Here is a 26,191-nt window from a genome sequence, read left to right on the forward strand (position 1 = left end):
GGCTACCACGGTCTGAGTGATGAATCAGACCAGGCGGTGGTCGTTTATTGCTGACAGCCTTCCACAATGCTTTTGCTGTCAAGGCTTGTGTCATGCGTTCTCCCATGGCATAGCCGACAATCTCGCAGGTATAGACATCCTTGATTCCTGCCAGATAAAGCCATCCTTCACCAGTGCTGATATAGGTGATATCGGTCACCCATACTTCATTTGGGCTGCTTGGGGCAAATGTCTGGTTCAACAAGTTTTCTGCTACAGGAAACTGGTGATTCGAGTTGGTTGTCGCCTTAAATTTCTGCTTCTGTTTGCAACGCAAGGCCAGTACCCGGCGCAACCGGATAATGCGATCGCGACCAGCTTTATACCCTTGCGCCGCCAGCTCCGGTTGCATACGCAATGGGCCATAAGTCTCCCGGCTTTGCTTGTGAACCGCTGCAATGGCAAGCTTGAGGCGTTCATCCACCTTGGCACGTTCCGACGGAATGCTGTTTAGCCAGGCATAGAAGCCGCTACGGGAGACGCCAAAGCTGCGACACAAGCTGGCAATGGGATAATCGAGTCGCATGGTCTTCATGAACGCGTATTTGGCAGCGACTCCTGCGCAAAGTACGCTGCCGCCTTTTTTACGATATCGCGCTCCATCTTTGCCTGGGCCAGCTCCTTGCGTAGTTTGGCGACTTCCGCTTCGAGTTCCAGCACCGTCCGACTTCCTGGGGCAGTCTTCTGTGTCTGCCCACTCTTGGCCGCATTTACCCAACCTACCAAAGTCCCTTTCGGAATGGCGATACGAGATGCCGCTTCCTCTAGTGTCAATCCTTGTGCCAGCACAAGTTTCACTGCTTCTTCCCGCAATTCCGGTGTATATCTCTTTTTCTGTTTCATTATTTCTCCTGATCGTTTATTTTAACAAACAGGAATGTCCTAAAAAATCAGGATACCTCAGTGCTAGCAAACGAATGACGGTCTTATGCAGCCAGCAAATATCCTGAAAATTGAAACTCTAAACGAAGCTTGGCGAGATAAAAACTCGGTCATGCTGCATGCATGCTTTCAACTATTGAAGGATTGCGTCGAGAAAGGACAGCTTTTCTCCGGACATGTAGATCTGGATGTGGATGAAAGACATCGTTGCGCCAAGATAGAAATTAAAGAATTGTATGAGTGGTGGCTTTCTTATAGTGAGCCGGATATTCCTGATCAAGAGAGTTATGAGATAGAAACACAGATGTTGATACGCCTGGTGAAGGTGAGATGGGTTTTGTGGACTTAACGGGAAGCAAATTAATTTTGCCCTCCTGTCCTGTTTAAGACAAAGCCAAATCCACAATCCCCTGCGCCTCCGCCACTATCTCATTCAAATGCTGTTCGCCCTTGAAGCTCTCTGCATAAATCTTGTAGATTTCCTCTGTCCCTGAAGGACGGGCGGCGAACCAGCCGTTGTCGGTGATGACTTTTACGCCGCCTATGGCTGTCATATTGCCGGGGGCGGTGGTGAGGATGTCTGTGATGTTGTCGCCTGCCAGCAATTTGCTGGTGATCTGTTGTGGTGATAGCTTGGACAGGGCTTTTTTCTGGGCCGGGGTGGCGGGGACTTCTACCCGTATGCTGACGAGTTTGCCAAATTCTTGTGTAAGCTGTTCATATAGCTGGCCGGGGTCGCGGCCGGATTTTTTCTTTTAGTTCTCCTGCCAGCAGGGCGGCGACTATGCCGTCTTTGTCTGCCGTCCATGCGTACAAAGCTGGCTCCTGCGCTTTCTTCGCCGGAAAACCCCAGGTTGCCATCAAACTGGCTTGGGGCGAACCATTTGAAACTGACGGGCATATCGTATAGCTTGCACCCCAGTCGTCGAGTCACATGTTCTCTGGGCACTACTTACGGTTTCTACTTCTCCATTAAGAGCATTAACCAAGTGTGCATTTGCGCCGACATAACACTTTTCCACTATTCCACGAATGACATAGTCAGCACTATTTGCACGAATAATCCGATAATCCTTGCGGGGTGAAAGTACGCAAGACTGAATTACAACTTCGTCTCCCCCATTGGTGTTTCTGCCCTGATCGTCACGCCTGAAATTCTCTGAAGCGTGACGACCTGCAAAGCAATTCCCCTACTGCACTATCTCATTCTGTGGATGTTAAAACCCTTCACTTCTCCCAGCCTTATCCAGCTTGCGATGACTCAGTTGATACAGCAAAGGCAAGACCAGCAACGTCAATAGGGTGGATGACAAGATGCCGCCTATGACTACGGTGGCCAATGGCCTTTGTACTTCAGCCCCCGTGCCTGTCGCCAGTGCCATGGGGATGAAGCCCAGGGATGCTACCAGTGCTGTCATCAGCACCGGGCGCAGGCGTGTCAATGCGCCTTGCTGGATGGCGCTATCCAGTGCCATGCCTTCTTCACGCAGGGTGCGTATATACGCAATCATCACCAGGCCATTCAATACTGCAACACCTGACAAAGCGATAAAGCCAACCCCCGCAGAAATCGACAGTGGTATATCGCGCAGCCACAATGCGACGATGCCGCCAGTCAGGGCAAACGGTACGCCGGTGAATACCAGCAAGCCATCCCTGATATTGCCAAACATGGCGAACAGCAGCATGAAGACCAGCAGCAAAGCGGCGGGTACGACGATTTGCAGGCGTTGGGTAGCGGATTGCAATTGCTCGAAAGTGCCGCCCCAGGTGGTCCAGTAAGCCGTCGGGACTTTGACTTTTTGTGCCAGTTGTTCTTGCGCTTCTGCCACAAAAGAACCGATATCGCGGCCACGTACATTGGCGGTGACGACGACGCGGCGCTTGCCATCTTCGCGGCTGATCTGGTTGGGGCCGGGTGCCATGTCTATGCTTGCCAGGTCCGCCAGGGTAATGAAATTACTTGCTCCATTTTGTGGATTCGATACATTCGGCAAGCGTATAGGCAGGCGTTTGATGGCATCAATATCGCTGCGCAGGTTTTCTGGCAAACGCACGACGATATCGAAACGACGGTCGCCCTGGAACAGGGTGCCGGATTCCTTGCCACCTATGGCTGCGGAAATCACGTCTTGTACATCGCTGATATTCAAGCCCAGCCTGGCCGCTTTTTCACGGTTGATGTTTATGCTCAACATCGGCAGGCCAGTGGTTTGTTCCAGCTTGACATCGGCAGCCCCGGGAATTTTTTCCAGCACTCTGGCAATCTGCTCTCCAGTGCGGTTCATGATGTCCATGTCGTCACCAAACACCTTGATCGCGACGTCACTGCGTACGCCGGAGATCAGTTCATTGAAACGCATTTGTATGGGCTGGGTAAATTCATAGTTATTGCCCGGTACTTTTTCCACGGCTTCCTGTATCGCTGCCACCAGATCATCCTTGCTGCGCGTTGGGTCTGGCCATTGTTCTTGCGGCTTGAGCATGATGAAGGTATCGGCCACATTCGGCGGCATGGGGTCAGTGGCGATTTCTGCCGTGCCCAGCTTGCCAAAGACTTTGTCCACCTCTGGGAAAGTGCGTATCACGTGTTCCAGTTCTATCTGCATTTGTAGCGCCTGGGTCAGACTGGTGCCAGGTATGCGCAAGGCGTGGAGGGCGATATCGCCCTCATTCAGGCTGGGGACAAATTCACTGCCCATACGGCTGGCCAACAAGCCACTCAAAGCCAGCACCACCACAACGATGCTCAAGACCAGTGCCTTGCTTTGCAATGCAAATTCCAGCATGGGTTGGTAGAGTTGTTTCGCCCACAGCATCAAACGGTTTTCTTTTTCGCTGACGTGCTCACCGATGAACAAGGCGACAGCGGCGGGAATAAAAGTCATCGATAGCACCATCGCTGCAAGTAGGGCAGCAACTACGGTAAACGCCATGGGGTGGAACATCTTGCCTTCTACCCCGGTCAGTGCAAAGATGGGCAGGTAAACCACCATGATGATCAACTGACCAAACAGCAAGGGGCGTCGGGCTTCTTTGGCTGCGGCAAATACTTCTTGCAGGCGTTCACTGCGGTTCAGGGTACGTCCGGCAGCGGCTTGTGCATGAGCCAGCCTGCGCACGCAGTTTTCCACGATGACCACCGCACCATCAATGATGATGCCAAAATCCAGCGCACCCAGGCTCATGAGATTGGCACTGACCTTATTGCCTACCATGCCGGTAAATGTGAACAACATTGCCAGCGGTATCACCATGGCGGTGATGATGGCAGCGCGGATATTTCCCAAAAACAGGAACAGGATGGCGATCACCAGTACCGCACCTTCCAGCAGGTTTTTCTTTACCGTATTGATGGCCTTGTCGACCAGCACGGTGCGGTCATACACTGTGCTGGCGATAATGCCGGGGGGCAGGCTGCGGTTGATCTCGGCCAGTTTTTTTGCTACGTCCTGCGATACCTTGCGGCTGTTTTCACCGATCAGCATGAAGACTGTACCAAGCACGACTTCACGGCCATTTTCTGTCGCTGCACCAGTACGCAATTCACGGCCTATACTGACTTCGGCGATATCGCCGATACGCACAGGAATATTTTTCTGACTGCTGACAACGACATTGCGTATCTCATCCATGGATGACAGTTGCCCCGGTGCCCTGACCAGGTATTGCTCGCCACGTCTTTCTATATAGCCCGCGCCGACATTGCCATTATTCTTTTCCAGTGCGGTGACGACATCTTGCCAGCTCAAGCCATGCGCCACCAGTTTTTCTGGCGAAGGTGCAACCAAAATTTCCTTGACATAGCCGCCTATGGTATTGATCTCGGTCACGCCTGCAACATTGCGCAATTGAGGCTTGACTATCCAGTCCTGTATCTCGCGCAAGTCGGTTGCCGTATAGGGCTGGCCATCGGCTTTGATCGCGCCTTCCTTGCTCTCGACTGTCCACATGACGATCTCGCCCAGACCAGTGGAGATAGGACCCATGCCGGGTTCTATGCCTGCAGGTAACTTGCCCTTGGCTTCCTGTATACGCTCATTGACGAGCTGGCGGGCAAAGTAAATGTCTGTCCCATCCTTGAAGATGATGGTCACTTGTGACAGACCATAGCGTGACAATGAACGCGTCTGTTGCAGGTTAGGCAGGCCTGCCATTACGGTTTCTATGGGAAAGCTAATGCGTTGCTCAGCTTCCAGTGGTGAGTAGCCGGGGGCGGCAGTATTCACCTGTACCTGGACATTGGTGATGTCAGGCACGGCATCTATCGGCAGGCGCTGGTAACTGAAAATGCCCAGTGCTGCCAGCGCCAGGGTCAGCATGATGACCAGCCAGCGCTGCGCTATCGAAAAACTGATGATTTTTTCAAACATGATGTGTGCTCCTGCGTCTAATGGTCATGACTGGCGGCAGCTTTGCCCAGCTCAGCCTTGATCAGGAAACTGTTTTTCGCGACATAGGCTGTACCAGCCTGCAAGCCCTTGCGTATTTCTGTGTACTTGCCATCGCTGCGGCCCAGATCCACGGGCCTGGCTTCCAGCTGATCACCATAGCTGGCAAACACTGTGGCTTGCTCATCAATGATTTGTATGGCCTCATTGACTATCGCAATCGGAACTTCCACTTCTGCCGACAGCAGGGCCACATTCACGGTCAGGCCTGGATACCATTCACCCTTGGCATTTGGCAGCAGCAAACGTGCTTTGGCCGTACGGGTTTGTTCACCCATGACAGCGCCCACATAACTGAGCTTGCCTTCTGCTGTTGCATCAAAGGCGTTGGCGCTGATCCTGGCAGGCTGGCCTGTCCTGACATGGTTGAGATCTTTGGCAGGAATCGCGACTTCTACCCAGACACTGCTGAGATCGGCTACTGTAAAAATGGCAGCATCATCCTTGAGTGACTGGCCCATGCTGATGTTTTTCTCGGTCACTGTGCCTGCGATAGGTGAGCGGATTTCATAGCGGTTCAGGTTGCCCGTTGTCGCCATGCCTGTGCCCAGGGAAGCCAGTTTTTGTTGCGCACTTTGCAGCGTGATGTCGGCTTCCTGCATGGCATTGCGGGCATGCAGATAATCCTGCTCGGCTGAGATTTTTTCTTCCCAGAGTTTTTTCTCGCGTTCAAAATTGCTGCGTGCCAGTGCATGGCGTTTTTGTGTTGCCAGCACTTCGGTGCGCAAATCCACCAATGCCTGGCTGGAAATCACGGCCAGTAACTGACCCTTGCTGACCTTGTCACCTGCATTCACTGCCACGCTTTCTACTACGCCTGCGAGGCGAGGCACGATTTGCAGTGTGCGGTCTTCATTCAGACGTACTTCCCCCAGCAGATTCAGACTGCTTTGCAGTTTCACCGCGCCTGCGATTTCTGTTTCCACACCATTTTGCTTGCGCTTCAGGGCATTCATGCTGACCCGGCCTTCTATCTGTTCATAATTGAACTGATAGCTCTTGCCCGCATGCTGGGCAGTGATGCTGGCTTTGAAGGAATGCGGTTCTTCGACGATGGCATCGCTTTTCAGATAGTTTTTTTCCGTCGCGAACTTGAAGTTCTGTACTGCCCCACCCAGACGTTCCAGATTGATGCTGACGGTATTGGCAGCAGGTGCCAGCTGCTTGCCATCCTGATAGGCATACAGGCGAAATTCTGGTGGCGTATTTTGTTCGAAGATGGTCACTTCCAGCGCATAGCCATCCTTGCTGAACAGTTTGCCACCATGTGGACCTTTTTTTGATTCACTAGCGTCATTGTGATGCTCTTTGTCTGCATGCGCTTGCTCGTCAGCATGCGCATCTTTATTTTTTTCGTCATGGTGATCCTCATCTGCATGGGCAGATTGTTCCGCGTGGCTGCCATGGGCGTCACCAGTTTTTTTCTTGCCCGTGCTTAGTATCAGAGCGCCCAGTATTACGCCTATCGCCATGACGCTGGCAATAGTGACAGCAGTTTTTTTATTGATATTCAGTTTCATACAAAATCCTAGAATGAAGATGTGGCAGTGAACAGGCTGAACTCACTGTCACCCAGATAAGCTTCGATTTCAGCAGCAGCACGCTGCGCTTCTGACAGGCTGCGCAAATATTGCGCCCTGGCTTGCAGTAATGAACGCTGGGCATCCAGCACATCCATGAAATTGAACTTGCCATATTCAAAGCCCTTGATGGCAAGCTCATATGCCTGCTGAGCACCGGGCAGCATGGTTTTTTTCAGCATCTCAGCTTCTTCTCTGGCCAGGCTCAGGCGTTGATGGGCTTGCAGCACTTCGCCATGCAGGCGGTTTTCTGTGGCTGTCAACTCATCCCTGGCCTTGTCTGCGCGGCTCAGTGCTTCTTGCAAATTGCCCTGGTTGCGGTCGAACAGGTTCAGCGGGATGCTGATGCCGACGATGGCCTGGTTACGGCCGGTTTGCTGTTCGCGCTTGCTGCCTATGCTTACAGTCAGGTCGGGGACTTGTCTGCTTTTTTCCAGTGCAGACATGGCGACGCGCTTGTCCACTTCCAGTTGCGCGCGTTGCATCAATGGTGATCGTGCCAGGGCTTGCGTCAGTTTTTGCATGCTGGGCAAGGCGGGCAAGGTATGGAATTCAGCCTGCAATTGCTGCTCAGCAGCCAGCTTGTTACCCATGGCTGTTGCCAGACCTTGCCTGGCTATCAGCAATTCACTATTGGCTTGCGCCAGTTCCACGCGCACACCAGATTCGGCGATGCCTGCCCTGGTGGCTTCCAGTGGCGGGATTTTCCCCAGATTGACCTGGCGGCTGGCAGCATGGCTGGCGCGTTGTGCCAGCTCTAGCGACGCTGTCGCCATGCGCAGGCGTTCTTCTGCAATCAGCACAGCAAAAAATTGCGTGGTGACTGCCGCTCTGATCTCGGCTGATTTGATAGCCAGCTCATTCAGGGCTGCTCTACGGCTATGCTCAGCGACACTGATGCGTGCGCCGCGTTTGCCACCCAGTTCCAGTGCCTGATTGATTTGTATGGTGATACTGCGGCTATCCTGCCTGGCATCTTCCACGAGCGCAGACAGTTCAGGGTTGGGCATGACGCCTGCCTGGCGCAATGCGCCTTCACTGGCTTGTACTTCACGCCTGGCTGCAGCAATGTCGGGATTGTTGGCAAGCGCCTGCCTTAATGCAGCGGTCAAGGGGAGCACGGCAGCGCTGGTTGGGGGCGGTGAATTTTGTATCTGTGCAGATGCTGGCAACAGCATGGCACACAGCATTACAGCTACTAAAGCTGATGGTAATAATTTTTGCATGGCATTCTCCTGGAATAACGAAAAGGAAGAATCCAGCAAGTCGCTGTCATGTTTCTTTCTGTTGCAATGCGTGACGCTACACGTAGCAAGATACGTGGCGAAACTCAATAACAAAGAGGACTGGTGTAGACAGATAGCTCGCCGGACTTAGGCGAAGGCCATCCATTTGGGACGTTCAGGTTGTGCCAGAAAAGGCGCGGGAGTTTGTAAAGATGCTGCACTGAGCTGATAGGCAATCAGCGGCGACTGGCTGATTAATAAATTTGAAGAATAGGTGCCAAGAGGGCTAGGTGTGCACGACGCGCAATCGGTGTGAGAGGCTGATTTTTTTTGTGACTTGTCCGCAGATTTGTCTGTATGTGCATCGCCATCCGCGGCCTCATGTTCATGCGGGTGATGACCAAAATGTTGCGCGCTCTTGTCTGTCTCATGCATGCAATAGGCACTCGCCACCGCCCAGCTGAGCTGGAGAGTGAAGGCAAGGATGATCATAAAGACAAATTTCTTAAGCATGCGCGAATTATAAACCTTAAAGCAATTGTGTATTCTCGGTGGCCAGAATAACTGTAGCCATGCTTCATTAAACACCCTGTAGCAACTACAGAGTCAAGGCTTTCCTGGAAAATTCATACCTTAGTGAATAAGCTTTCTGTTCTACAATGCGCGATACACAAAAAGCTTTGCAATCCTGATGAGTGTCGGGTGTAGGCTTTCGCTTGAACATCATTGTATTTTTCTACTCCAGATTTTTCCATGACTTTTGCTAACCTGGGCCTTAGCCCTGAACTCTTGCTTGCAGTGGCAGCGCGCCAATATACGCTTCCTACTGCGGTGCAGACTGAGGCTATTCCTGCCGTACTGGCTGGTCAGGATGTCATGGCACTGGCGCAGACTGGCTCGGGCAAGACAGCCGCCTTTGCCTTGCCATTATTGCAGCGCCTGCAACAAGACATGGAAGAGGGCAGCAAGCAGCGCAAGGTTAAAGTGCTGGTCCTGGTGCCTACCCGTGAGTTGTCGGGGCAAGTGGGGCAAACCATCGAAACCTTGGCAGAGCACTTGCCAAAAAAATTAAAAGTCGCTGTGATCTATGGCGGTGCGTCCATCAATCCGCAAATGATGCATTTGCGGGGCGGTGCAGATGTTGTCATCAGTACACCAGGCCGCTTGCTTGATTTACTGGATAACAATGCCTTGTCCTTGCAGCATGTCAGCACGCTGGTGCTGGACGAGGCAGACCGCTTGCTGGACCTGGGTTTTGCCGATGAAATCAAGCGCATACTCGAACAATTGCCCGCACAGCGGCAAAATCTGTTTTTCTCTGCCACTTTTTCGCCTGCAGTAAAAAAGCTGGCCCTGGCTTTGTTGCATGAGCCTAAGCGCATAGCGATTGCCGATCTGACTGAAAACCTGCCAGACATCGCGCAAAGGGCGATTGCGGTGGATGCCGACAAGCGCACCCGGCTATTGGTGCACCTGATCAAAGAGCAACAATGGGAACGTGTACTGGTTTTTGTCGCCACCAAATATGCCAGTGATACGGTGTCGAATAAGTTGAAAAAAGCTGGTATCAAGACCGAAGCCTTTAACGGAGATGCCAGTCAGGGCGCGCGCCAGCATATGCTGGCTGACTTCAAGGCGAATCGCATCCAGGTGCTGGTCGCTACTGATCTGGCGGCACGTGGTATTGATGTTGCCGGTCTGCCTGCCGTCGTCAACTACGATTTGCCGCGCTCGGCAGATGACTACATCCACCGTATAGGTCGTACCGGCCGCGCCGGCGCCAGTGGGTGTGCAATCAGTTTTATCCTTGCCGAACATGAAATGCATTTCCGCCTGATAGAAAAACGCCAGGACAAGCGCGTCCCACGCGAAACGCTCGCAGGTTTTGAGCCCAGCCAGACATCAGGCGACATGACTCCAGAAGAGACCGATGCGCCAACTGGCGGCATCAAGGGCAAGCGCAAGAGCAAAAAAGACAAGCTGCGCGAGCTTGCAGCGCAAAACAAATAATGTCTGGATTGGCCTGGCTGCTAGAAATGGCATGCAGAGTCGCAATGACGTGAAGAGTTCCACCAGCTTCAACTACGATAGTAGTTGTCAAGTTCATGCGTGCTCAAGAGACAAATTTACAACGGAAAATGGAAGTGCATGTTATTTGTGCATTTCTGATTGTATGGTGTAGAGCCAGTTATTGAAAAGTCTTGAGTGGCAGAGAAAATATTTATGTAAATCAATGACTTGATTAAATTGGCTTGAGTCATTTTGCGTGGTTTTAAGATGCTCAGACGGCTGTTTCTTCCAATCGTTGCAAAGTATTTTGCGTATTTTTTCAGCAACTTCTAATCATTCGGCAACTGACTCGAATATATCTCTTGCTTTGTGAAAAAATGTTGCCGCAATTCATCTGATGCTATAATTCTGCTTAATTGATGTGCAGAACTTACTTGTCGTACATCCAATCACCCTCCCATTCCTGTCCCAAAGTACGTCATTGACGGCACTTGTTTGTCTGCTATCGCATACATGTCTGACCGGTCATAAGCATCTTGATGCTTTGGGCATTTGTATTTTCTATCGAGGCTTTATGTTTAAAAAAATTCTTCCCCTGACACTGCTTGTTGGCAGTATGTTTGTCACTGTTGCCCATGCCGCAGAAAAACTCACGGTTGGCCTTATCGCCACCACCAGTATCGAGGACACGCGCAAGCGCTGGCAGCCATTGCTGGATGATCTGGCAAAAAGCACAGGCACGGAAGTGAGTGCTGCCATCTCTTCCAACTACAGTGAGATCGTTGCTGGCTTGAAAGAAAACAAGATACAAGTCGCCTGGCTGAGCAGCAAGGTCGCCCTGGATGCCGTTGAAGATGGCAAATCGACTGTGTTTGCACAAATGGTGAAAAGTGATGGCTCACGTGGCTATAATTCTTTGCTGATCGCTTCCAGCAAGAGTGCATTGACGACTTTTGATCAGGTTTCGGCCAAGCCTGGTGTGTATGTATTCTCCGATGGCGACAAGAAATCTACTTCTGGTTATCTGGTGCCTGCTTATTATTTGTTTGCTAAAAATAAAATAGATATCAATAAGCTGTTCAAGAAGGTCAATGTCGGTAACCATCAAAGCAATTTTGCGGCTGTCACTCAAGGTGACGCTGATGTGGCTACTTTTAATTCTGAAGAGATGGATCGATTAAAAAAAGAAGCGCCTGAGCAAATCGCTAAAGTGCGCGTTATCTGGACTTCACCTCTAATACCCAATGATCCTATTTTGTACCGCAAGGACTTGTCGCCAGCCTTGAAAACCCGCATCGAAGATTTCTTTGTCAATTATGGCAAGCAAAAGCAGGCGCAGGTGGTACTGAAAGATATTCTGAATTTGTCTGGTTTCCAGCGCTCTACAGATGCGCAGTTGAAACCAATTGCTGATTTGACATTATTTAGCCTCTTGCGTGAAAACCTCAACAATCCAGGACTGACCGATGCTCAAAAACAAAAGAAGTTTGATGAAGTCAGCGCCCGTTTTGGCAAACTGAGTTTCGTGCTGGAAGCTTCTCGCATCAAATAATAAAAATAGTTCCAGGTAATTTGTATTAAAAGCTGAAATAAATGCAATGAATAGGGTAATTTCACCGCAATCGGGCCTAATTTATTGTTTTTTTATAAAATTTATAAAAAAATTTCTCACTTTTGTACATTAATGTGTCAACTGAATGGCGAACCGGTGCGTTTTTGGACTAAAGAATCTTTGCTGACACCTTCCTTTAAGCAAAGTTTCCCTTTAAGGAGTCAGAAAATGATTTACGAAATACTGGTTCGCCCTTCGGACAACAGCAAGAAAATGACTTCAGATCATTTGATCTGGATAGAAAGCGACATGACTACCCGTTCCTTCGAGAACTGGTTGCGTGAAAAATCCTTGCTGGATGGTAGTGGCCATGCGCCTGTAGCGCGCTGGAGCATAGTGCAGACTCAGCGTCCCGCACATTTCAATCTGGCGACACAAGCAAAAGCCCTGAAGAGCCGTATTTCTGAATTGATGACTGGTACACCAGAAATCGTTGCAGTACCGGATGCATCCCGTGCGCTCAAAGCTTTCCGCTTGAAAAGCCCGGTTCAAGAACTCATCGCTGCCTGATAAAGCGGGATTGCCAGCTTTCCGATTGCACCGGAAAGCTGTCGCGCCTCCCAAAAGACTATATAGAGCATAGACAGACCATGGCCATGTCCTGTGATCAGGGCATGGCAGGTATGCTTCGTTGTTCGCATTTGTTGCTGACGTCAATGGCATTATTGCTGCCAATGACACAGTACAGATAAGTTTTGACAAGATAGTCAGATGCCAAGCACAATCCAGACTCTTTTGGATTGCCTGCACACACATGGCCAGATTAGCCCGTTTAGTTATTCCGCATCAGCAACATCATGTTATCCAGCGTGGCAATGCTGGTGCCTTGATTTTCCAGGATGCCGAGGATTACAACAGTTTCCTGGACTGGCTCAAGCAAGCTGCCAGGCTGTTTGACGTCGCCATCCATGCCTATGTATTGATGCCAGACCACCTGCATTTGTTACTGACCCCCGGTGATGAACCAGGACTGGGCAAGATGATGCAATGGTTGGGCCGTCACTATGTCCCTTATTTTAATCGTAAATACCAACGCGCTGGTACCTTGTGGCAGGGGCGTTATCGCGCCACAGTCATTGAATCCGCGACCTACTTCATTCCCTGCAGTATCTATATGGAAAGCAATCCTCTGCGCGCCAGTCTGGTGCAGGATTTGCTCGATTACACCTGGTCCAGCTACCGTCATCATGTAGGCCTGACTATTGACCCCCTGATCACCGACCATAGCTGTTACTGGGCATTGGGAAATACACCTTTCCAGCGCGAAGCTGCCTATAAGCAGAGTCTGGAGCAGGGTTTGTCAAGCACGCAAATCAGCGAAATCACCCAGGCCACCACCAAGGCCTGGATGCTGGGCTCATCCAGATTCAAGATAGAAATGAGCAAGCTGACGGAGAGGAGGGTAGAGCCAGTCAAGCGCGGCCGACCTCGCAAAACTCAGGAAATCATTTAATTTTTTCTTTTTCCTGAGTCCGTCTACTGGCGACATCTGCTCTTCAAAACTCTGATGCAAACGGCGGAAACCCAGTAAACACGGCGATTTTTACTATGTCCCCAATTAAAAAATAACAAAAAATTGAAGATTTTTAATTGACACTGACCCCAATTAAACCAGTTGCGTAATATTTTGCACTGCACTATTCTCTGTCTTGTCCTGACAGGATTTACGCCAAACTGTCGTGTCGGCGCATTTGCAACCAACAAATGCCTGACACATTTGTCCAGCGTAGTGCCATCTTCCTTACCCGGAATCCTGGCCAACCTGGTTTGATCATCCATCAAGCCAAAGTCATCAAGCTGCCATCCGCAGCCAGCAAGTGCATGAATAGCCACGATAGCTATTCACACCGACAGCTGTTTCACGTAAGTCCTGATATTGAAATTGTCCTCCGGAGATCCACTATGCACGCTCAAGGTTTATACGACCCATCCAATGAACATGACGCCTGTGGCGTAGGTTTTGTTGCCCATATCAAAGGCAAGAAGACGCATGCCATCGTCGATCAGGGATTGTTGATTTTGAAAAATCTTGACCATAGGGGTGCGGTTGGTGCTGATGCCCTGATGGGTGATGGTGCCGGTATCCTGATTCAGATTCCTGACCAGTATTATCGTGAAGAAATGGCCGAGCAGGGCATCAACCTGCCGCCGCCTGGTGAATACGGCGTAGGCATGATCTTCCTGCCCAAGGAGCATGCATCCCGTCTGGCTTGCGAACAAGAGATAGAACGTGCAGTGCGCGCAGAAGGCCAGGTTGTACTGGGCTGGCGTGATGTGCCGGTAGACCGCGACATGCCGATGTCACCTACCGTTCGTGAAAAAGAACCTGTCATACGCCAGATCTTCATCGGTCGTGGCCCTGACATCATGGTCACCGACGCGCTGGAACGCAAACTGTATGTGATCCGCAAATCGGCTGTGCATGCGATTGAAGCCCTGCATCTCTTGCATGGCAAAGAATACTTCGTGCCATCCATGTCTGCCCGCACCATCGTTTATAAAGGTTTGCTGCTGGCTGATCAGGTCGGTGTTTACTATAAAGACTTGCAGGATGAGCGCTGCGTCTCCGCACTGGCGCTGGTGCATCAACGCTTCTCTACCAATACTTTCCCTGAATGGCCGCTGGCTCACCCTTACCGCATGATTGCGCATAACGGTGAAATCAATACGGTCAAAGGCAACTTCAACTGGATGCGCGCTCGAGAAGGCGTAATGAAATCCGCCGTACTTGGCGAAGATTTGCAAAAACTCTATCCGCTGATTTTTGAAGGCCAGTCTGATACGGCAAGCTTCGACAATGCGCTGGAACTGCTGGTGATGGCCGGTTACCCAATCGCACAGGCAATGATGATGATGATCCCGGAAGCCTGGGAAAATCACACCATGATGGATGAAAACCGCCGCGCTTTCTATGAATACCACGCCGCCATGATGGAACCGTGGGACGGTCCGGCCGCCATGGCCTTTACTGATGGCCGCCAGATCGGTGGCACGCTTGACCGTAATGGCTTGCGTCCTGCCCGTTACATTGTCACCGATGATGACCTGGTCGTCATGGCATCGGAATCTGGTGTCTTGCCCATTCCAGAATCCAAGATCATCAAGAAATGGCGTTTGCAACCGGGCAAGATGTTCCTTATCGACCTGGAAGCGGGACGCATCATTGATGACAAAGAAATCAAGGACACCTACGCCAACGCCAAGCCTTACAAACAATGGATCAAATCGGTACGTATCAAGCTCAATGAATTGAAGGCAGCAGAAGACAAAACCGTCTACTCTGCAACTTTGCTGGATAGACAGCAAGCCTTCGGTTACACGCAGGAAGATTTGAAATTCCTGATGGCGCCGATGGCGCTGGCAGGTGAAGAAGCAATCGGCTCCATGGGGAATGATTCTTCTCTGGCGGTGATGTCGAACAAGCTCAAGCCTTTGTATAACTACTTCAAGCAATTGTTTGCACAGGTCACCAACCCGCCTATCGATCCTATCCGCGAAGCGATGGTGATGTCGCTGGTATCCTTCATCGGCCCGAAACCGAATTTGCTTGATACCAATAACATCAACCCGCCCATGCGTCTTGAAGTGGCGCAACCGATACTGGATTTTGCTGACATTGCCAAATTGCGCAATATCAGCGCCAATACTGGTGGCAAATTCAAGTCCTATGAACTGGATATCTGCTATCCGGTTGCCTGGGGCAAGGATGGTATTGAGGCACGTCTGGCATCCATCTGTGCAGAAGTGGTCGATGCGGTCAAGTCTGGCCACAACATCATGATCATCACTGACCGCAAGATGGACGAGCACTATGTCGCCATCCCGGCATTGCTGGCTACATCGACCGTGCATCAGCATTTGGTCAGCAAGGGTTTGCGTACTACCACTGGTCTGGTCGTCGAGACTGGCTCTGCCCGCGAAACCCATCACTTTGCCCTGCTGGCAGGTTATGGCGCAGAAGCTGTCCATCCTTACCTGGCGATGCAAACCCTGGCCGACATGGCAAAAGATTTGTCTGGAGAATTGTCGGCAGAAAAAGCGGTCTACAACTACACCAAGGCATTAGGCAAGGGCTTGATGAAAGTCATGTCCAAAATGGGTATCTCTACCTATATGTCCTATTGCGGCGCGCAGATTTTTGAAGCAGTCGGTTTGAACAAATCGCTGGTCGACAAGTACTTCAAGGGCACCGCATCAAATGTAGAAGGCATAGGCGTATTTGAAGTTGCCGAAGAAGCCCTGCGCTTGCACAAGGCAGCTTTCGGCCAGGACCCTGTACTGGAAAATGCCCTGGATGCAGGTGGTGAATATGCTTTCCGCGTTCGCGGTGAAGACCATATGTGGACACCGGACGCGATTGCCAAGCTGCAGCACTCCACCCGTGCCAACAATTACAATTCTTATAAAGAATACGCACAGATCATCAATGACCAGAGCAAGCGTCATATGACTCTGCGCGGCTTGTTTGAATTCAAGATAGACCCAAGCAAAGCTATCCCGCTGGACCAGGTAGAACCGGCCAAGGAAATCGTCAAGCGTTTTGCAACAGGTGCGATGTCCCTGGGTTCCATCAGTACAGAAGCGCATGCTACGCTGGCTGTGGCAATGAACCGCATAGGCGGCAAATCAAATACGGGTGAAGGTGGTGAAGATCCGGCGCGTTATCAGCAAGAGCTGAAAGGCATCCCTATCAAGCAGGGTGCGACACTGGCTTCAGTCATCGGCAAAGACCAGATAGAAGTGGATATTCCTTTGCAGGATGGTGACTCTCTGCGCTCGAAAATCAAGCAAGTCGCCTCTGGTCGCTTTGGTGTTACCGCTGAATATTTGAGTTCTGCTGACCAGATACAAATCAAGATGGCGCAAGGTGCCAAGCCAGGTGAGGGTGGCCAGTTACCAGGCCACAAAGTATCTGAATACATCGCCAAACTGCGTTTCTCTGTACCTGGCGTGGGTTTGATTTCTCCACCACCACATCATGATATTTATTCGATTGAAGATCTGGCGCAGTTGATCCATGATCTGAAAAATGCCAATCCTAGAGCTTCGATCTCGGTCAAACTGGTGTCTGAAGTTGGTGTCGGTACGGTTGCTGCAGGTGTTTCCAAGGCCAAGGCTGATCACGTGGTCATCGCTGGTCATGATGGTGGTACAGGTGCTTCACCTTTGTCTTCCATCAAGCATGCTGGTACGCCGTGGGAACTGGGTTTGTCTGAAACCCAGCAAACCCTGGTTTTGAATGGCTTGCGTGGCCGTGTTCGCGTTCAGGCCGATGGCCAGATGAAAACAGGCCGTGACGTCGCGATTGCTGCGATGCTGGGTGCCGATGAAATCGGTTTTGCGACAGCGCCGCTGGTGGTAGAAGGCTGCATCATGATGCGCAAGTGCCATCTGAATACTTGCCCGGTAGGCGTGGCAACACAAGACCCGGTCTTGCGTGCCAAGTTCTCTGGCAAGCCTGAGTATGTCGTCAATTACTTCTTCTTCGTTGCTGAAGAATTGCGCCAGATCATGGCACAGCTGGGCATACGCACTTATGACGATTTGATAGGCCGTGTTGATTTGCTGGATAAATCCAAAGCAGTATCACACTGGAAGGCTAAGGGGCTGGATTTCAGCCGTATCTTCTATCAGCCAGAACTGGCCGAAGGTGCAGCGATACGCCATGTTGATGTACAAGACCATGGTCTGGAAAAAGCGCTCGATAACAAACTGATCGCCCAGGCAAAAATCGCTTTGGAAACTGGGGAAAAAGTCTCCTTCATTTCACCGATCAAAAACTTGAACCGCACTGTCGGTACCATGTTGTCTGGTGAAGTGGCGAAAAGATATGGCCACGCTGGTTTGCCGGATGACACTATCCACATTCAGTTGCAAGGTACGGCTGGGCAGTCTGCCGGTGCCTTCCTGGCGCATGGTGTGACGCTGGACCTGGTGGGTGAAGGTAATGACTATGTCGGCAAAGGTTTGTCCGGTGGCCGCATCATCATCCGCCCGAATACAGAATTCCGTGGCTGGGCGGTCGATAACATCATCTGCGGTAACACCGTCCTGTACGGTGCGATTTCTGGTGAAGCCTTTATCAATGGAGTTGCCGGAGAACGCTTCGCGGTACGTAATTCTGGCGCAGTGACGGTGGTTGAAGGTACTGGCGACCATGGTTGCGAATACATGACAGGCGGCACCGTCATCGTTCTCGGCAAAACAGGCCGTAACTTTGCTGCTGGCATGTCGGGCGGTATCGCTTATGTGTATGACCCTGAAGGCGAATTTGAAGCCAAGTGCAATATGTCCATGGTGACACTGGAGCCTGTCTTGGCAGGGGACGTACAAGTGGCAACTCTGGATAAATCCATCTGGCATAGCCGTCTGCGTGGCGGTGAGGGAGAGACGGATGAAGCCATCTTGCGTAATCTGATAGAGCGTCATTTCAAACATACAGGTAGTACCCGTGCCCGCAATTTGCTGGATGACTGGGCACGCAGCCGTGCCAGGTTCGTCAAGGTATTCCCTACTGAATACAAGCGCGCCCTGGGGGAAATGTATGCAGCAAAGCAGCTCGCAGCGAAAAAGGAAAAAGTCACGGCATAGTTGGCAGGGCGCGCCGCAGCCTGGCTGCGGCTGCACCCTCCTGTGTTCTTCAGACTGTTCAGCTTAATCAGATTAGACAGGGCATATGCCCGCAACGATATTGAGGTTAGAAAATGGGTAAAGTTACCGGCTTCATGGAATACCAGCGTTTGCAAGAAGCAAGCGAAGCACCGCAGTCACGCAAAAAGCATTACAAGGAATTTTTGGTGCATCTTGAAGATGGCCAGGCCAAAGTACAGGCCGCACGCTGCATGGATTGCGGTATTCCTTTCTGTAATAACGGTTGCCCAGTCAACAACATCATCCCTGACTGGAATGACCTGGTTTATAACGGCAATTACAAACTGGCGCTCGATACCCTGCATTCCACCAATAACTTCCCTGAATTCACAGGTCGTATTTGTCCGGCACCTTGTGAGTCTGCCTGTACCCTGGGTATCAATAGCGATGCTGTTGGTATCAAGTCGATAGAACATTTCATCATCGACAAAGGCTGGGAAAATGGCTGGGTTGTACCGCAAATTCCTTCTGTCAAGACAGGCAAGAAAATTGCCGTGGTTGGCTCAGGCCCTGCAGGTATGGCGGCTGCTCAGCAACTGGCACGTGTAGGCCATGATGTGACCGTATTTGAAAAGAATGACCGCGTCGGTGGTTTGCTGCGTTATGGCATTCCTGATTTCAAGATGGAAAAATCCCATATTGACCGCCGGGTAGACCAGATGGTGGCTGAAGGCGTGACTTTCCGTACCAGTGTATTCGTCGGCAAGGATTTCCCGGCAACAGTGACCAACTGGGCCAAGGAAACAATCTCGCCTGAGCAACTGCAAAAAGATTTTGATGCTGTCATCATCGCCGGTGGTGCAGAAACTCCACGTGACCTGCCAGTACCTGGCCGTGAACTCAAAGGCGTGCATTTCGCCATGGATTTTTTGCCTTTGCAAAACAAGGTCAATGCCGGTGACAAGGTCAAGGACCAGATCATGGCCAGTGGCAAGCATGTGGTCGTCATCGGTGGTGGTGATACCGGTTCTGATTGCGTTGGTACTTCCAACCGTCATGGTGCCAAATCAGTAGCCCAGTTTGAACTCATGCCTCAGCCGCCAGAACAAGAAAACAAACCCATGGTCTGGCCTTACTGGCCAACCAAGCTGCGCACCTCGTCTTCGCATGAAGAAGGTTGCGACCGTGACTGGGCAGTAGCGACCAAGCGCCTCGAAGGCAAGGCTGGCAAGGTAGAAAAACTGATCGCCTGCCGCGTCGAATGGAAAGACGGCAAGATGCAGGAAGTGCCGGATTCTGAATTTGAAATGAAAGCTGACCTGGTCTTGCTGGCCATGGGTTTTGTCTCGCCAGTACAACAAGTGCTGGATGCTTTTGGCGTTGATAAGGATGCGCGCGGCAATGCCAGGGCAAGCACAGACGGTGCTGGCTGCTACAAGACCAATGTAGACAAGGTCTATGCAGCGGGTGATATGCGTCGTGGTCAGTCGCTGGTAGTGTGGGCAATACGTGAAGGGCGCCAATGTGCGCGTGAAGTGGATGCCTTCCTGATGGGTGATTCTGTTTTGCCTCGCTAAGAATGGCAGTTGGAGTGAGTGCCTGAATTGGCATTTGCAAGGCCCGGCTGATTTGTCCTTGTGAGTAAAAATCTAAGGCAAATCAGCTAAGATAAAGTCAGTTTTGAAAAGGGAATTGTAAATAACTGACTTTCCGTTCATTAAAAAAATTATTTTTCACCCCCTTTGTTTGAATTAAATTCGGAAAAATTTCCATTTATCGCGTTTTGCGCGTAATAACAGGATTATTCTGAATATTCATCAATTTCTTGTTTTTTCGACATAGTTGTCTGTACAACCCTCTGCGCCTTTCTGCATTACAATCTGGGTTTCATAAAACTATTTATCCACTGCTGTGCCAAATCTTGTAGAAATTCGCGATATCCAGTTTGGGTATGGAGACAGGACTATCTTGTCTGAACTCCATATGGATTTCCCACGCGGTAAACTGATTGCTGTCATGGGTGGTTCAGGTTCTGGCAAGACCACGATCTTGCGCCTGATAGGCGGGCAAATCCGCGCCCAGCGTGGCAGTATCAAGGTCAACGGGCAAGAGATTGCTGAGCTAGACACGCAGGGCTTGTACGCCATACGCAGAAAAATGGGCATGCTGTTCCAGCATGGCGCCTTGTTCACAGACTTGAATGTTTTTGATAATGTGGCCTTTCCCATGCGCGAACATACCAATCTTAGCGAAGCCATGATACGTGATCTGGTCTTGCTGAAGTTGCAGGCAGTTGGCCTGCGCAATGCCGCTGCTCTCATGCCTGCCGAAATTTCTGGCGGTATGGCCAGGCGTGTGGCACTGGCCCGTGCAGTTGCGCTGGACCCTGAATTGCTCATGTATGACGAACCCTTTGCCGGGCTGGACCCTATCTCCATGGGCGTTGCTGCCAATTTAATACGGAACTTGAACGACGCTCTGGGGTCTACGTCTATTCTGGTGTCGCATGATGTGCATGAAACTTTTGCGATTGCTGACTATGTCTACTTTTTGTCCAAAGGCAAAATCGTCGCACAAGGTACGCCAGCAGAAATGCGGGTTTCAGAAGACCCGTATGTGAAGCAGTTTGTACATGCAGAGGCAGATGGACCCGTGCCTTTCCATTATCCCGGTGCATCCCTGCAAGCGGAACTGGGTTTGGAGACGCGCGCATGATCATAGAAAAAATTGGTGGTTTTGTCAGGTCGACCTTGGCTGATGTGGGTTATGCGGCCCGCAGTTTTTTCTCCATATTGGTGAATTGCCTGGGCTTGTGGCGCAGACCGCGTTTGATAACAGACCAGATTCATTTCATCGGCAATTATTCCATGCTGATTATTGCCGTGTCTGGATTGTTTGTCGGTTTTGTACTGGCCTATCAGGGTTATTACACGCTGAACCGTTATGGTTCTGCAGAAGCGCTGGGTTTGCTGGTGGCACTTTCACTGGTGCGTGAACTTGGGCCCGTCGTGACCGCCTTGCTGTTTGCCGGACGTGCCGGTACTTCACTGACGGCAGAGATAGGTTTGATGAAAGCCGGTGAACAACTGGCCGCGATGGAAATGATGGCAGTCAACCCCATACAAAGGGTGCTGGCCCCACGTTTTCTGGCTGGCATCATCGCCTTGCCGATATTGACATGCATCTTTAATGCTATGGGCATTATTGGTGGTTATGTCGTTGGTGTGAAACTCATCGGTGTCGATAATGGTGCATTTTGGTCGCAGATGCAGTCTGGGGTCGAAGTTTTTCAGGATATAGGCAATGGTGTTGTCAAAAGCATCGTTTTTGGTTTTGCAGTAAGCTTTGTTGCATTATTCCAGGGCTATGAAGCACAGCCTACCCCCGAGGGCGTAGCGCGTGCCACCACCAGAACCGTGGTCATATCCTCTTTGCTGGTACTGTTGCTGGATTTCCTGCTGACCGCATGGATGTTCCAATAGTGCAACTGTGTCAGGCTTTTGCTTGAGCGCCCTGAGCAAACTGAATTATTTGCCAAAAACGTGCGCTGAAGCAGGGCGATTGGTAAAAACGTAAGAAAACGTAAGAAATCGCAAGAATTGGTGGAAAAGAAAAATGGAAAAAAAATCTCTCGACTTTTGGGTAGGCCTATTTGTTTTGCTAGGCGCTGCTGCACTGTTGTTTCTGGCACTCAAGGCAGGCAATTTGAGTTCCTTATCGTTTGAGCAGACCTATACTGTTACTGCACGCTTCGACAATATCGGCGGGCTCAAGCCCAGGGCTGCAGTAAAAAGTGCGGGAGTGGTTGTAGGGCGCATCAGCGAAATCAAATTTGACGATAAAACCTACCAGGCGACTGTCGTCATGGAGTTGGAGAAGCGTTATAAATTCCCAAAAAATTCATCCATCAAGGTACTGACAGCAGGTTTGCTTGGTGAGCAGTACATAGGATTAACTGCAGGTACTGATGAAAAATTGTTGGCTGCAGGTGACAGAATTACATTTACTCAGGATGCCATCGTGCTGGAAAGCCTGATTAGTCAGTTCCTTTTCAGTAAAGCAGCAGACGGTAATACGGAAGAGAAAAAATGACAAGAACAAATAAATTTCCTGCCAGTAGCAGGATCTTGGCGATGTTCCTTTTGCTGACCAGTGTCTTGCTGACCGGTTGCAGCACGATAGCGGTAGAGAAAATCAAGGACAAGGCAGACAAGACACTTGATGTATTAAGCACGAAGACCAATATAGGTAAGAACCCGCGTGACCCTCTGGAGGGCTTTAACCGCGCCATGTTCAGCTTTAATGATACGGTCGATACTGCAGTGGTCAAGCCAGTGGCAGAGGCTTACCGTGCTGCAACACCGGGGTTTGTACAAACCGGCATAGGTAATTTCTTCAGCAATATTGGAGATGTATGGAATGCAGTGAACAACTTGCTGCAGGGCCGGGTCAATGATGGCGCTACTGATGTCATGCGTTTTGCCATTAACACCACACTCGGTATAGGCGGCTTGATAGACATAGGCTCGGCGGCGGGCATGCCCAAGCATAATGAAGATTTTGGCCAGACAATGGGGCGCTGGGGTGTCAGGTCTGGTCCTTACCTGGTTTTGCCGGTATTTGGGCCATCGACGGTCCGTGATGCCCTTGCTATGCCGGTCGATATGCGGGGTGATTTGTGGTACTACAAGCGTCCCATGTATATCAAGAACATAGGCTCGGTAGTGCGTCTGGTTGACAAGCGTGCATCAGTACTGGATGCCGGCAGTCTGCTGGAAGAAGCAGCGCTCGACAAGTATGTCTTCTTCCGCGACGCCTATCTGCAGCGTCGCGCCGGTCAGGTTAGTCCTGATGTTGATTAAGTAGTTGTCTTTGAAATTGTAAGAATTGATGAAGCTGTAGTGAACTGGGTCAACCGCCGAGGCTGCTGACAAGTTAACTGCTCATGTGCGGCGTTTGCCGCAAAACAGGAACAGGAATAAGAAAATGAAACGAACTCTGACAAAATTTTTTAGTTTGATATTTGCCAGTTTGCTCATCGCTGGGCTGTCCAGTGGTGCCGCCCAAGCACAGGAAGCACCTGACGCACTGGTCAAACGCCTGAGCCAGGAAATTCTGGAGTTGGCAAAAAATGACAAGGATATACAGGCGGGAAATCAAAAGAAAGTCTATGACATGGTGGAAAGCAAAATCCTGCCACATATCGACTTTCCACGCATGACTTCACTGGCTGCTGGCAAGAGCTGGAAAGAAGCGACGCCAGAACAGCAAAAACAATTGACCAATGAGTTCCGTACTTTGTTGGTATTTACTTACTCTGGTGCGATTTCCCAGATCAAGGATCAACGCGTGGAATTCAAACCTATGCGTGCCGATCCTGGTGATACCGAAGTAGAGGTTCGCACACAAGTCATACAGTCGCGTGGTGAACCTGTCGTCCTGAATTATCGCCTGGAAAAATTGTCAACAGGCTGGAAGATTTTTGATATTAATGTACTGGGTGCCTGGTTGGTGGAAACCTATAAAGGCAGTTTTTCTGCTGAAATCAGCAAATCCGGTATCGATGGCCTGATCAAAGTCCTGGCCGACAAGAATAAAAAGTTGGCTGCTTCCAGTGCTGCAAAAGCGGCTGCAAAATAATTCCGGGAATCTATCGTGTATACAGTAACGGGTGAGCTTAGCCACGGTAATGCCAATGCAGTTGTCGCTGCAGGCTTGTCTGCTTTAGCTGAAGGTCAGTCCGAGTTCGACTTGTCGGCCTTGACCAAGATTGACTCCAGCGCAGTTGCCGTCATGATCGCCTGGCAACGTCAGGCGATCCAACAAGGCTTGAAACTGCATTTCACGGGGGTGCCTGCCAGTTTGCTGAGCATACTGGCACTATATGGTCTCAACGAGCAATTCCAGCTGCATACACCAGAGCGACATTGATCGCATCCTGAGTTTCTTTTCCTGAAAGGCATACATGGTGACAACACCAGCATGCCATTTCAGATCAAACACCGAAAATCCCCTATAATCAAAGGTTTCGCCACTTAAGTGGCAAGAAACCGGGTTTTCCGGTTCTTAATTCCCTGATGAGCACTTTGTGCAAACACGCCAGATGGCAGCCATACAAATTAGCAACATACAAAAACGCTACCAGTCGCTACAGGCTCTGGGTGGTGTCTCACTCACGATAGAAGAGGGTGAGTTTTTCGGTTTGCTGGGGCCAAATGGTGCAGGCAAGACTACCCTGATTTCCATTTTGGCAGGCTTGAACCGCGCCGATGCTGGCAATATCACCGTGCAAGGCCATGATGTGGTCAGTGACTACCGCAATGCCCGCAAGAATCTTGGTGTAGTGCCGCAAGAGCTGGTATTCGATCCCTTCTTCACAGTACGTGAAACCCTGCGCATGCAGTCTGGCTATTTTGGTCTGAAGAACAATGACAAATGGATAGACGAGGTCATGGAAAACCTCGACCTGACCAACAAGGCTGACGTCAATATGCGCGCCCTGTCCGGCGGCATGAAGCGCCGTGTGCTGGTCGCGCAGGCGCTGGTGCATAAACCGCCCGTCATTGTGCTGGATGAACCAACCGCGGGTGTCGATGTAGAATTGCGCCAGACCTTGTGGCAATTTATTGCCCGTCTGAATCGTGAAGGCCATACTGTCGTTTTGACCACGCATTATCTGGAAGAGGCACAGGCCCTGTGTAATCGCATCGCCATGCTGAAACTGGGCAAGGTCGTGGCACTCGATAGTACAGCGAATCTCATCAAGCGCATTTCTGGTTCGCAATTGCGCATTACCCTGGCAGCCAATGGTGTAGTGACTTTGCCTGCCATTTTGCGCGATAAAGTCATCAGTCATGAAATCCAGGCTGACCCGCGTCAATTTGCCCTGCGTGTGACTGACTACAATCAGGTCGAAGGCATGTTGGCTGCTTTTCGTGCAGATGGCTGTGTGATAGAAGATATGCATTTATTGCAAGCTGATCTGGAAGATGTCTTCCTGCAAATCATGGAGGGCAACAAATGAGCAGCATGACCGGTTTTAATACCCTGTTCTATAAAGAGGTCTTGCGCTTCTGGAAAGTGGCAACGCAAACCATTACTGCGCCCATCATGACCGCCATCCTGTATTTGCTGATTTTTGGCCACGTGCTGGAAGATCATGTGCAGGTTTATCCCGGCGTCAAGTACACAGCCTTTCTGGTGCCCGGCTTGGTGATGATGAGTGTTTTGCAAAATGCGTTTGCGAATTCATCTTCTTCACTGATCCAATCCAAGATCACCGGCAATCTGGTCTTCATCTTGTTACCACCACTGTCGCATTGGGAAATTTTCAGTGCCTATGTACTGGCCGCGATATTGCGGGGCGTTGCGGTGGGTGCAGGGGTCTTCATTGCGACAGCCTGGTTTGCCGACCTGCATTTTGTAGCGCCCTGGTGGATAGTTATTTTCGCTTTCCTCGGTGCCGCGATGCTGGGTACCATGGGTTTGATTGCTGGTATCTGGGCAGAAAAATTTGACCAGCTCGCCGCTTTCCAGAACTTTTTGATCATGCCTGCCACCTTCTTGTCGGGTGTGTTTTATTCCATACATTCCCTGCCTGGCATCTGGCAGAGTATTTCGCGTTTCAATCCGTTTTTCTACATGATAGATGGCTTCCGCTTTGGCTTCTTCGGCAAGTCCGATGTTGATCCTCTGCACAGCCTGATGATTGTTTCCGTGTTCTCGATCTTGCTTGCTGCCATCGCCATCAATATGCTGAAACGTGGCTACAAGTTACGACATTGAGCAAGTTACCAAGTG

At 50.6% G+C, this 26,191-nt stretch carries 21 protein-coding genes and 1 pseudogene; 15 read left to right on the forward strand and 7 right to left on the reverse strand.

Going from position 1 to position 26,191, the window contains the following annotated elements; genetic code table 11:
- Positions 1-882 (reverse strand): annotated as a pseudogene (locus H8L47_RS29885) (IS3 family transposase); the annotation flags it as partial.
- A gap of 85 nt (positions 883-967) precedes the next feature.
- Here H8L47_RS29885 and H8L47_RS21055 point away from each other — a divergent pair.
- Positions 968-1,270 carry a hypothetical protein gene (locus H8L47_RS21055; protein ID WP_186955574.1) on the forward strand — a complete coding sequence of 101 codons (303 nt, stop codon included), beginning with the start codon at positions 968-970 and terminating at the stop codon, positions 1,268-1,270.
- A 34-nt stretch (positions 1,271-1,304) separates the two neighbouring features.
- Here the strand turns inward: H8L47_RS21055 and H8L47_RS30305 are convergent, their stop codons facing one another.
- The 6 genes from H8L47_RS30305 to H8L47_RS21080 form a co-directional block, all read right to left on the reverse strand.
- Positions 1,305-1,526, reverse strand: coding sequence for a hypothetical protein (locus H8L47_RS30305; protein ID WP_329605479.1), 222 nt, complete (start codon positions 1,524-1,526; stop codon positions 1,305-1,307).
- Positions 1,527-1,594: 68 nt separating this feature from the next.
- Positions 1,595-1,822: a hypothetical protein gene (locus tag H8L47_RS30310; protein WP_329605480.1), complete on the reverse strand. Its 228-nt coding sequence runs from the start codon at positions 1,820-1,822 to the stop codon at positions 1,595-1,597.
- A gap of 316 nt (positions 1,823-2,138) precedes the next feature.
- The gene (locus tag H8L47_RS21065; protein WP_186955575.1) at positions 2,139-5,294 is read right to left on the reverse strand and encodes an efflux RND transporter permease subunit; all 3,156 of its coding nucleotides are present in this window, start codon (positions 5,292-5,294) and stop codon (positions 2,139-2,141) included.
- 17 nt (positions 5,295-5,311) lie between these two features.
- Positions 5,312-6,892: an efflux RND transporter periplasmic adaptor subunit gene (locus H8L47_RS21070; RefSeq protein ID WP_186955576.1), complete on the reverse strand. Its 1,581-nt coding sequence runs from the start codon at positions 6,890-6,892 to the stop codon at positions 5,312-5,314.
- Positions 6,893-6,900: 8 nt separating this feature from the next.
- Entirely contained in the window at positions 6,901-8,178 is a 1,278-nt protein-coding gene (locus H8L47_RS21075; RefSeq protein ID WP_186955577.1) for a TolC family protein, read from the reverse strand.
- A gap of 147 nt (positions 8,179-8,325) precedes the next feature.
- Positions 8,326-8,670 (reverse strand): cobalt-zinc-cadmium resistance protein, encoded by a 345-nt coding sequence (locus H8L47_RS21080; RefSeq protein WP_222616632.1) that lies wholly within the window; start codon positions 8,668-8,670, stop codon positions 8,326-8,328.
- Between the two features lie 261 nt (positions 8,671-8,931).
- On the opposite strand from H8L47_RS21080, the gene H8L47_RS21085 reads away from it, so the two are divergent.
- The 14 genes from H8L47_RS21085 (at position 8,932) to H8L47_RS21150 (ending at position 26,176) form a co-directional block, all read left to right on the forward strand.
- Positions 8,932-10,188, forward strand: coding sequence for a DEAD/DEAH box helicase (locus H8L47_RS21085; protein WP_186955579.1), 1,257 nt, complete (start codon positions 8,932-8,934; stop codon positions 10,186-10,188).
- A gap of 574 nt (positions 10,189-10,762) precedes the next feature.
- Entirely contained in the window at positions 10,763-11,740 is a 978-nt protein-coding gene (gene phnD, locus H8L47_RS21090) for a phosphate/phosphite/phosphonate ABC transporter substrate-binding protein (RefSeq protein WP_186955580.1), read from the forward strand.
- 228 nt (positions 11,741-11,968) lie between these two features.
- Positions 11,969-12,310: a hypothetical protein gene (locus tag H8L47_RS21095; protein ID WP_186955581.1), complete on the forward strand. Its 342-nt coding sequence runs from the start codon at positions 11,969-11,971 to the stop codon at positions 12,308-12,310.
- Positions 12,311-12,554: 244 nt separating this feature from the next.
- Complete coding sequence (locus tag H8L47_RS21100; protein ID WP_186955582.1) at positions 12,555-13,253, forward strand: transposase; 699 nt, start codon at positions 12,555-12,557, stop codon at positions 13,251-13,253.
- Positions 13,254-13,702: 449 nt separating this feature from the next.
- Positions 13,703-18,391: a glutamate synthase-related protein gene (locus H8L47_RS21105; protein ID WP_186955583.1), complete on the forward strand. Its 4,689-nt coding sequence runs from the start codon at positions 13,703-13,705 to the stop codon at positions 18,389-18,391.
- A 113-nt stretch (positions 18,392-18,504) separates the two neighbouring features.
- A complete protein-coding gene (locus H8L47_RS21110; protein WP_186955584.1) occupies positions 18,505-19,968 on the forward strand; it encodes a glutamate synthase subunit beta in 1,464 nt (487 codons plus the stop codon).
- A gap of 334 nt (positions 19,969-20,302) precedes the next feature.
- Positions 20,303-21,106 carry an ABC transporter ATP-binding protein gene (locus H8L47_RS21115; protein ID WP_186955585.1) on the forward strand — a complete coding sequence of 268 codons (804 nt, stop codon included), beginning with the start codon at positions 20,303-20,305 and terminating at the stop codon, positions 21,104-21,106.
- Positions 21,103-21,873 carry a lipid asymmetry maintenance ABC transporter permease subunit MlaE gene (gene mlaE / locus H8L47_RS21120; RefSeq protein ID WP_186955586.1) on the forward strand — a complete coding sequence of 257 codons (771 nt, stop codon included), beginning with the start codon at positions 21,103-21,105 and terminating at the stop codon, positions 21,871-21,873. The genes H8L47_RS21115 and mlaE overlap by 4 nt, the downstream gene beginning before the upstream one ends.
- Positions 21,874-22,006: 133 nt before the next feature.
- The gene (mlaD, locus tag H8L47_RS21125; RefSeq protein ID WP_186955587.1) at positions 22,007-22,483 is read left to right on the forward strand and encodes an outer membrane lipid asymmetry maintenance protein MlaD; all 477 of its coding nucleotides are present in this window, start codon (positions 22,007-22,009) and stop codon (positions 22,481-22,483) included.
- Positions 22,480-23,253 (forward strand): MlaA family lipoprotein, encoded by a 774-nt coding sequence (locus tag H8L47_RS21130; protein WP_230413853.1) that lies wholly within the window; start codon positions 22,480-22,482, stop codon positions 23,251-23,253. The genes mlaD and H8L47_RS21130 overlap by 4 nt, the downstream gene beginning before the upstream one ends.
- Positions 23,254-23,377: 124 nt before the next feature.
- Positions 23,378-24,031, forward strand: a complete 654-nt coding sequence (locus H8L47_RS21135; RefSeq protein ID WP_186955588.1) for an MlaC/ttg2D family ABC transporter substrate-binding protein — start codon at positions 23,378-23,380, stop codon at positions 24,029-24,031.
- A gap of 15 nt (positions 24,032-24,046) precedes the next feature.
- A complete protein-coding gene (locus tag H8L47_RS21140) occupies positions 24,047-24,322 on the forward strand; it encodes an STAS domain-containing protein (RefSeq protein ID WP_186955589.1) in 276 nt (91 codons plus the stop codon).
- A gap of 172 nt (positions 24,323-24,494) precedes the next feature.
- The gene (locus H8L47_RS21145; protein WP_186955703.1) at positions 24,495-25,415 is read left to right on the forward strand and encodes an ABC transporter ATP-binding protein; all 921 of its coding nucleotides are present in this window, start codon (positions 24,495-24,497) and stop codon (positions 25,413-25,415) included.
- 5 nt (positions 25,416-25,420) lie between these two features.
- Positions 25,421-26,176: an ABC transporter permease gene (locus tag H8L47_RS21150; RefSeq protein WP_186955704.1), complete on the forward strand. Its 756-nt coding sequence runs from the start codon at positions 25,421-25,423 to the stop codon at positions 26,174-26,176.
- Positions 26,177-26,191: the final 15 nt, after the last annotated feature.

Origin of the sequence: Undibacterium umbellatum (assembly GCF_014284125.1) — a bacterium.
Taxonomy (GTDB): Bacteria; Pseudomonadota; Gammaproteobacteria; order Burkholderiales; family Burkholderiaceae_D; genus Undibacterium; species Undibacterium umbellatum.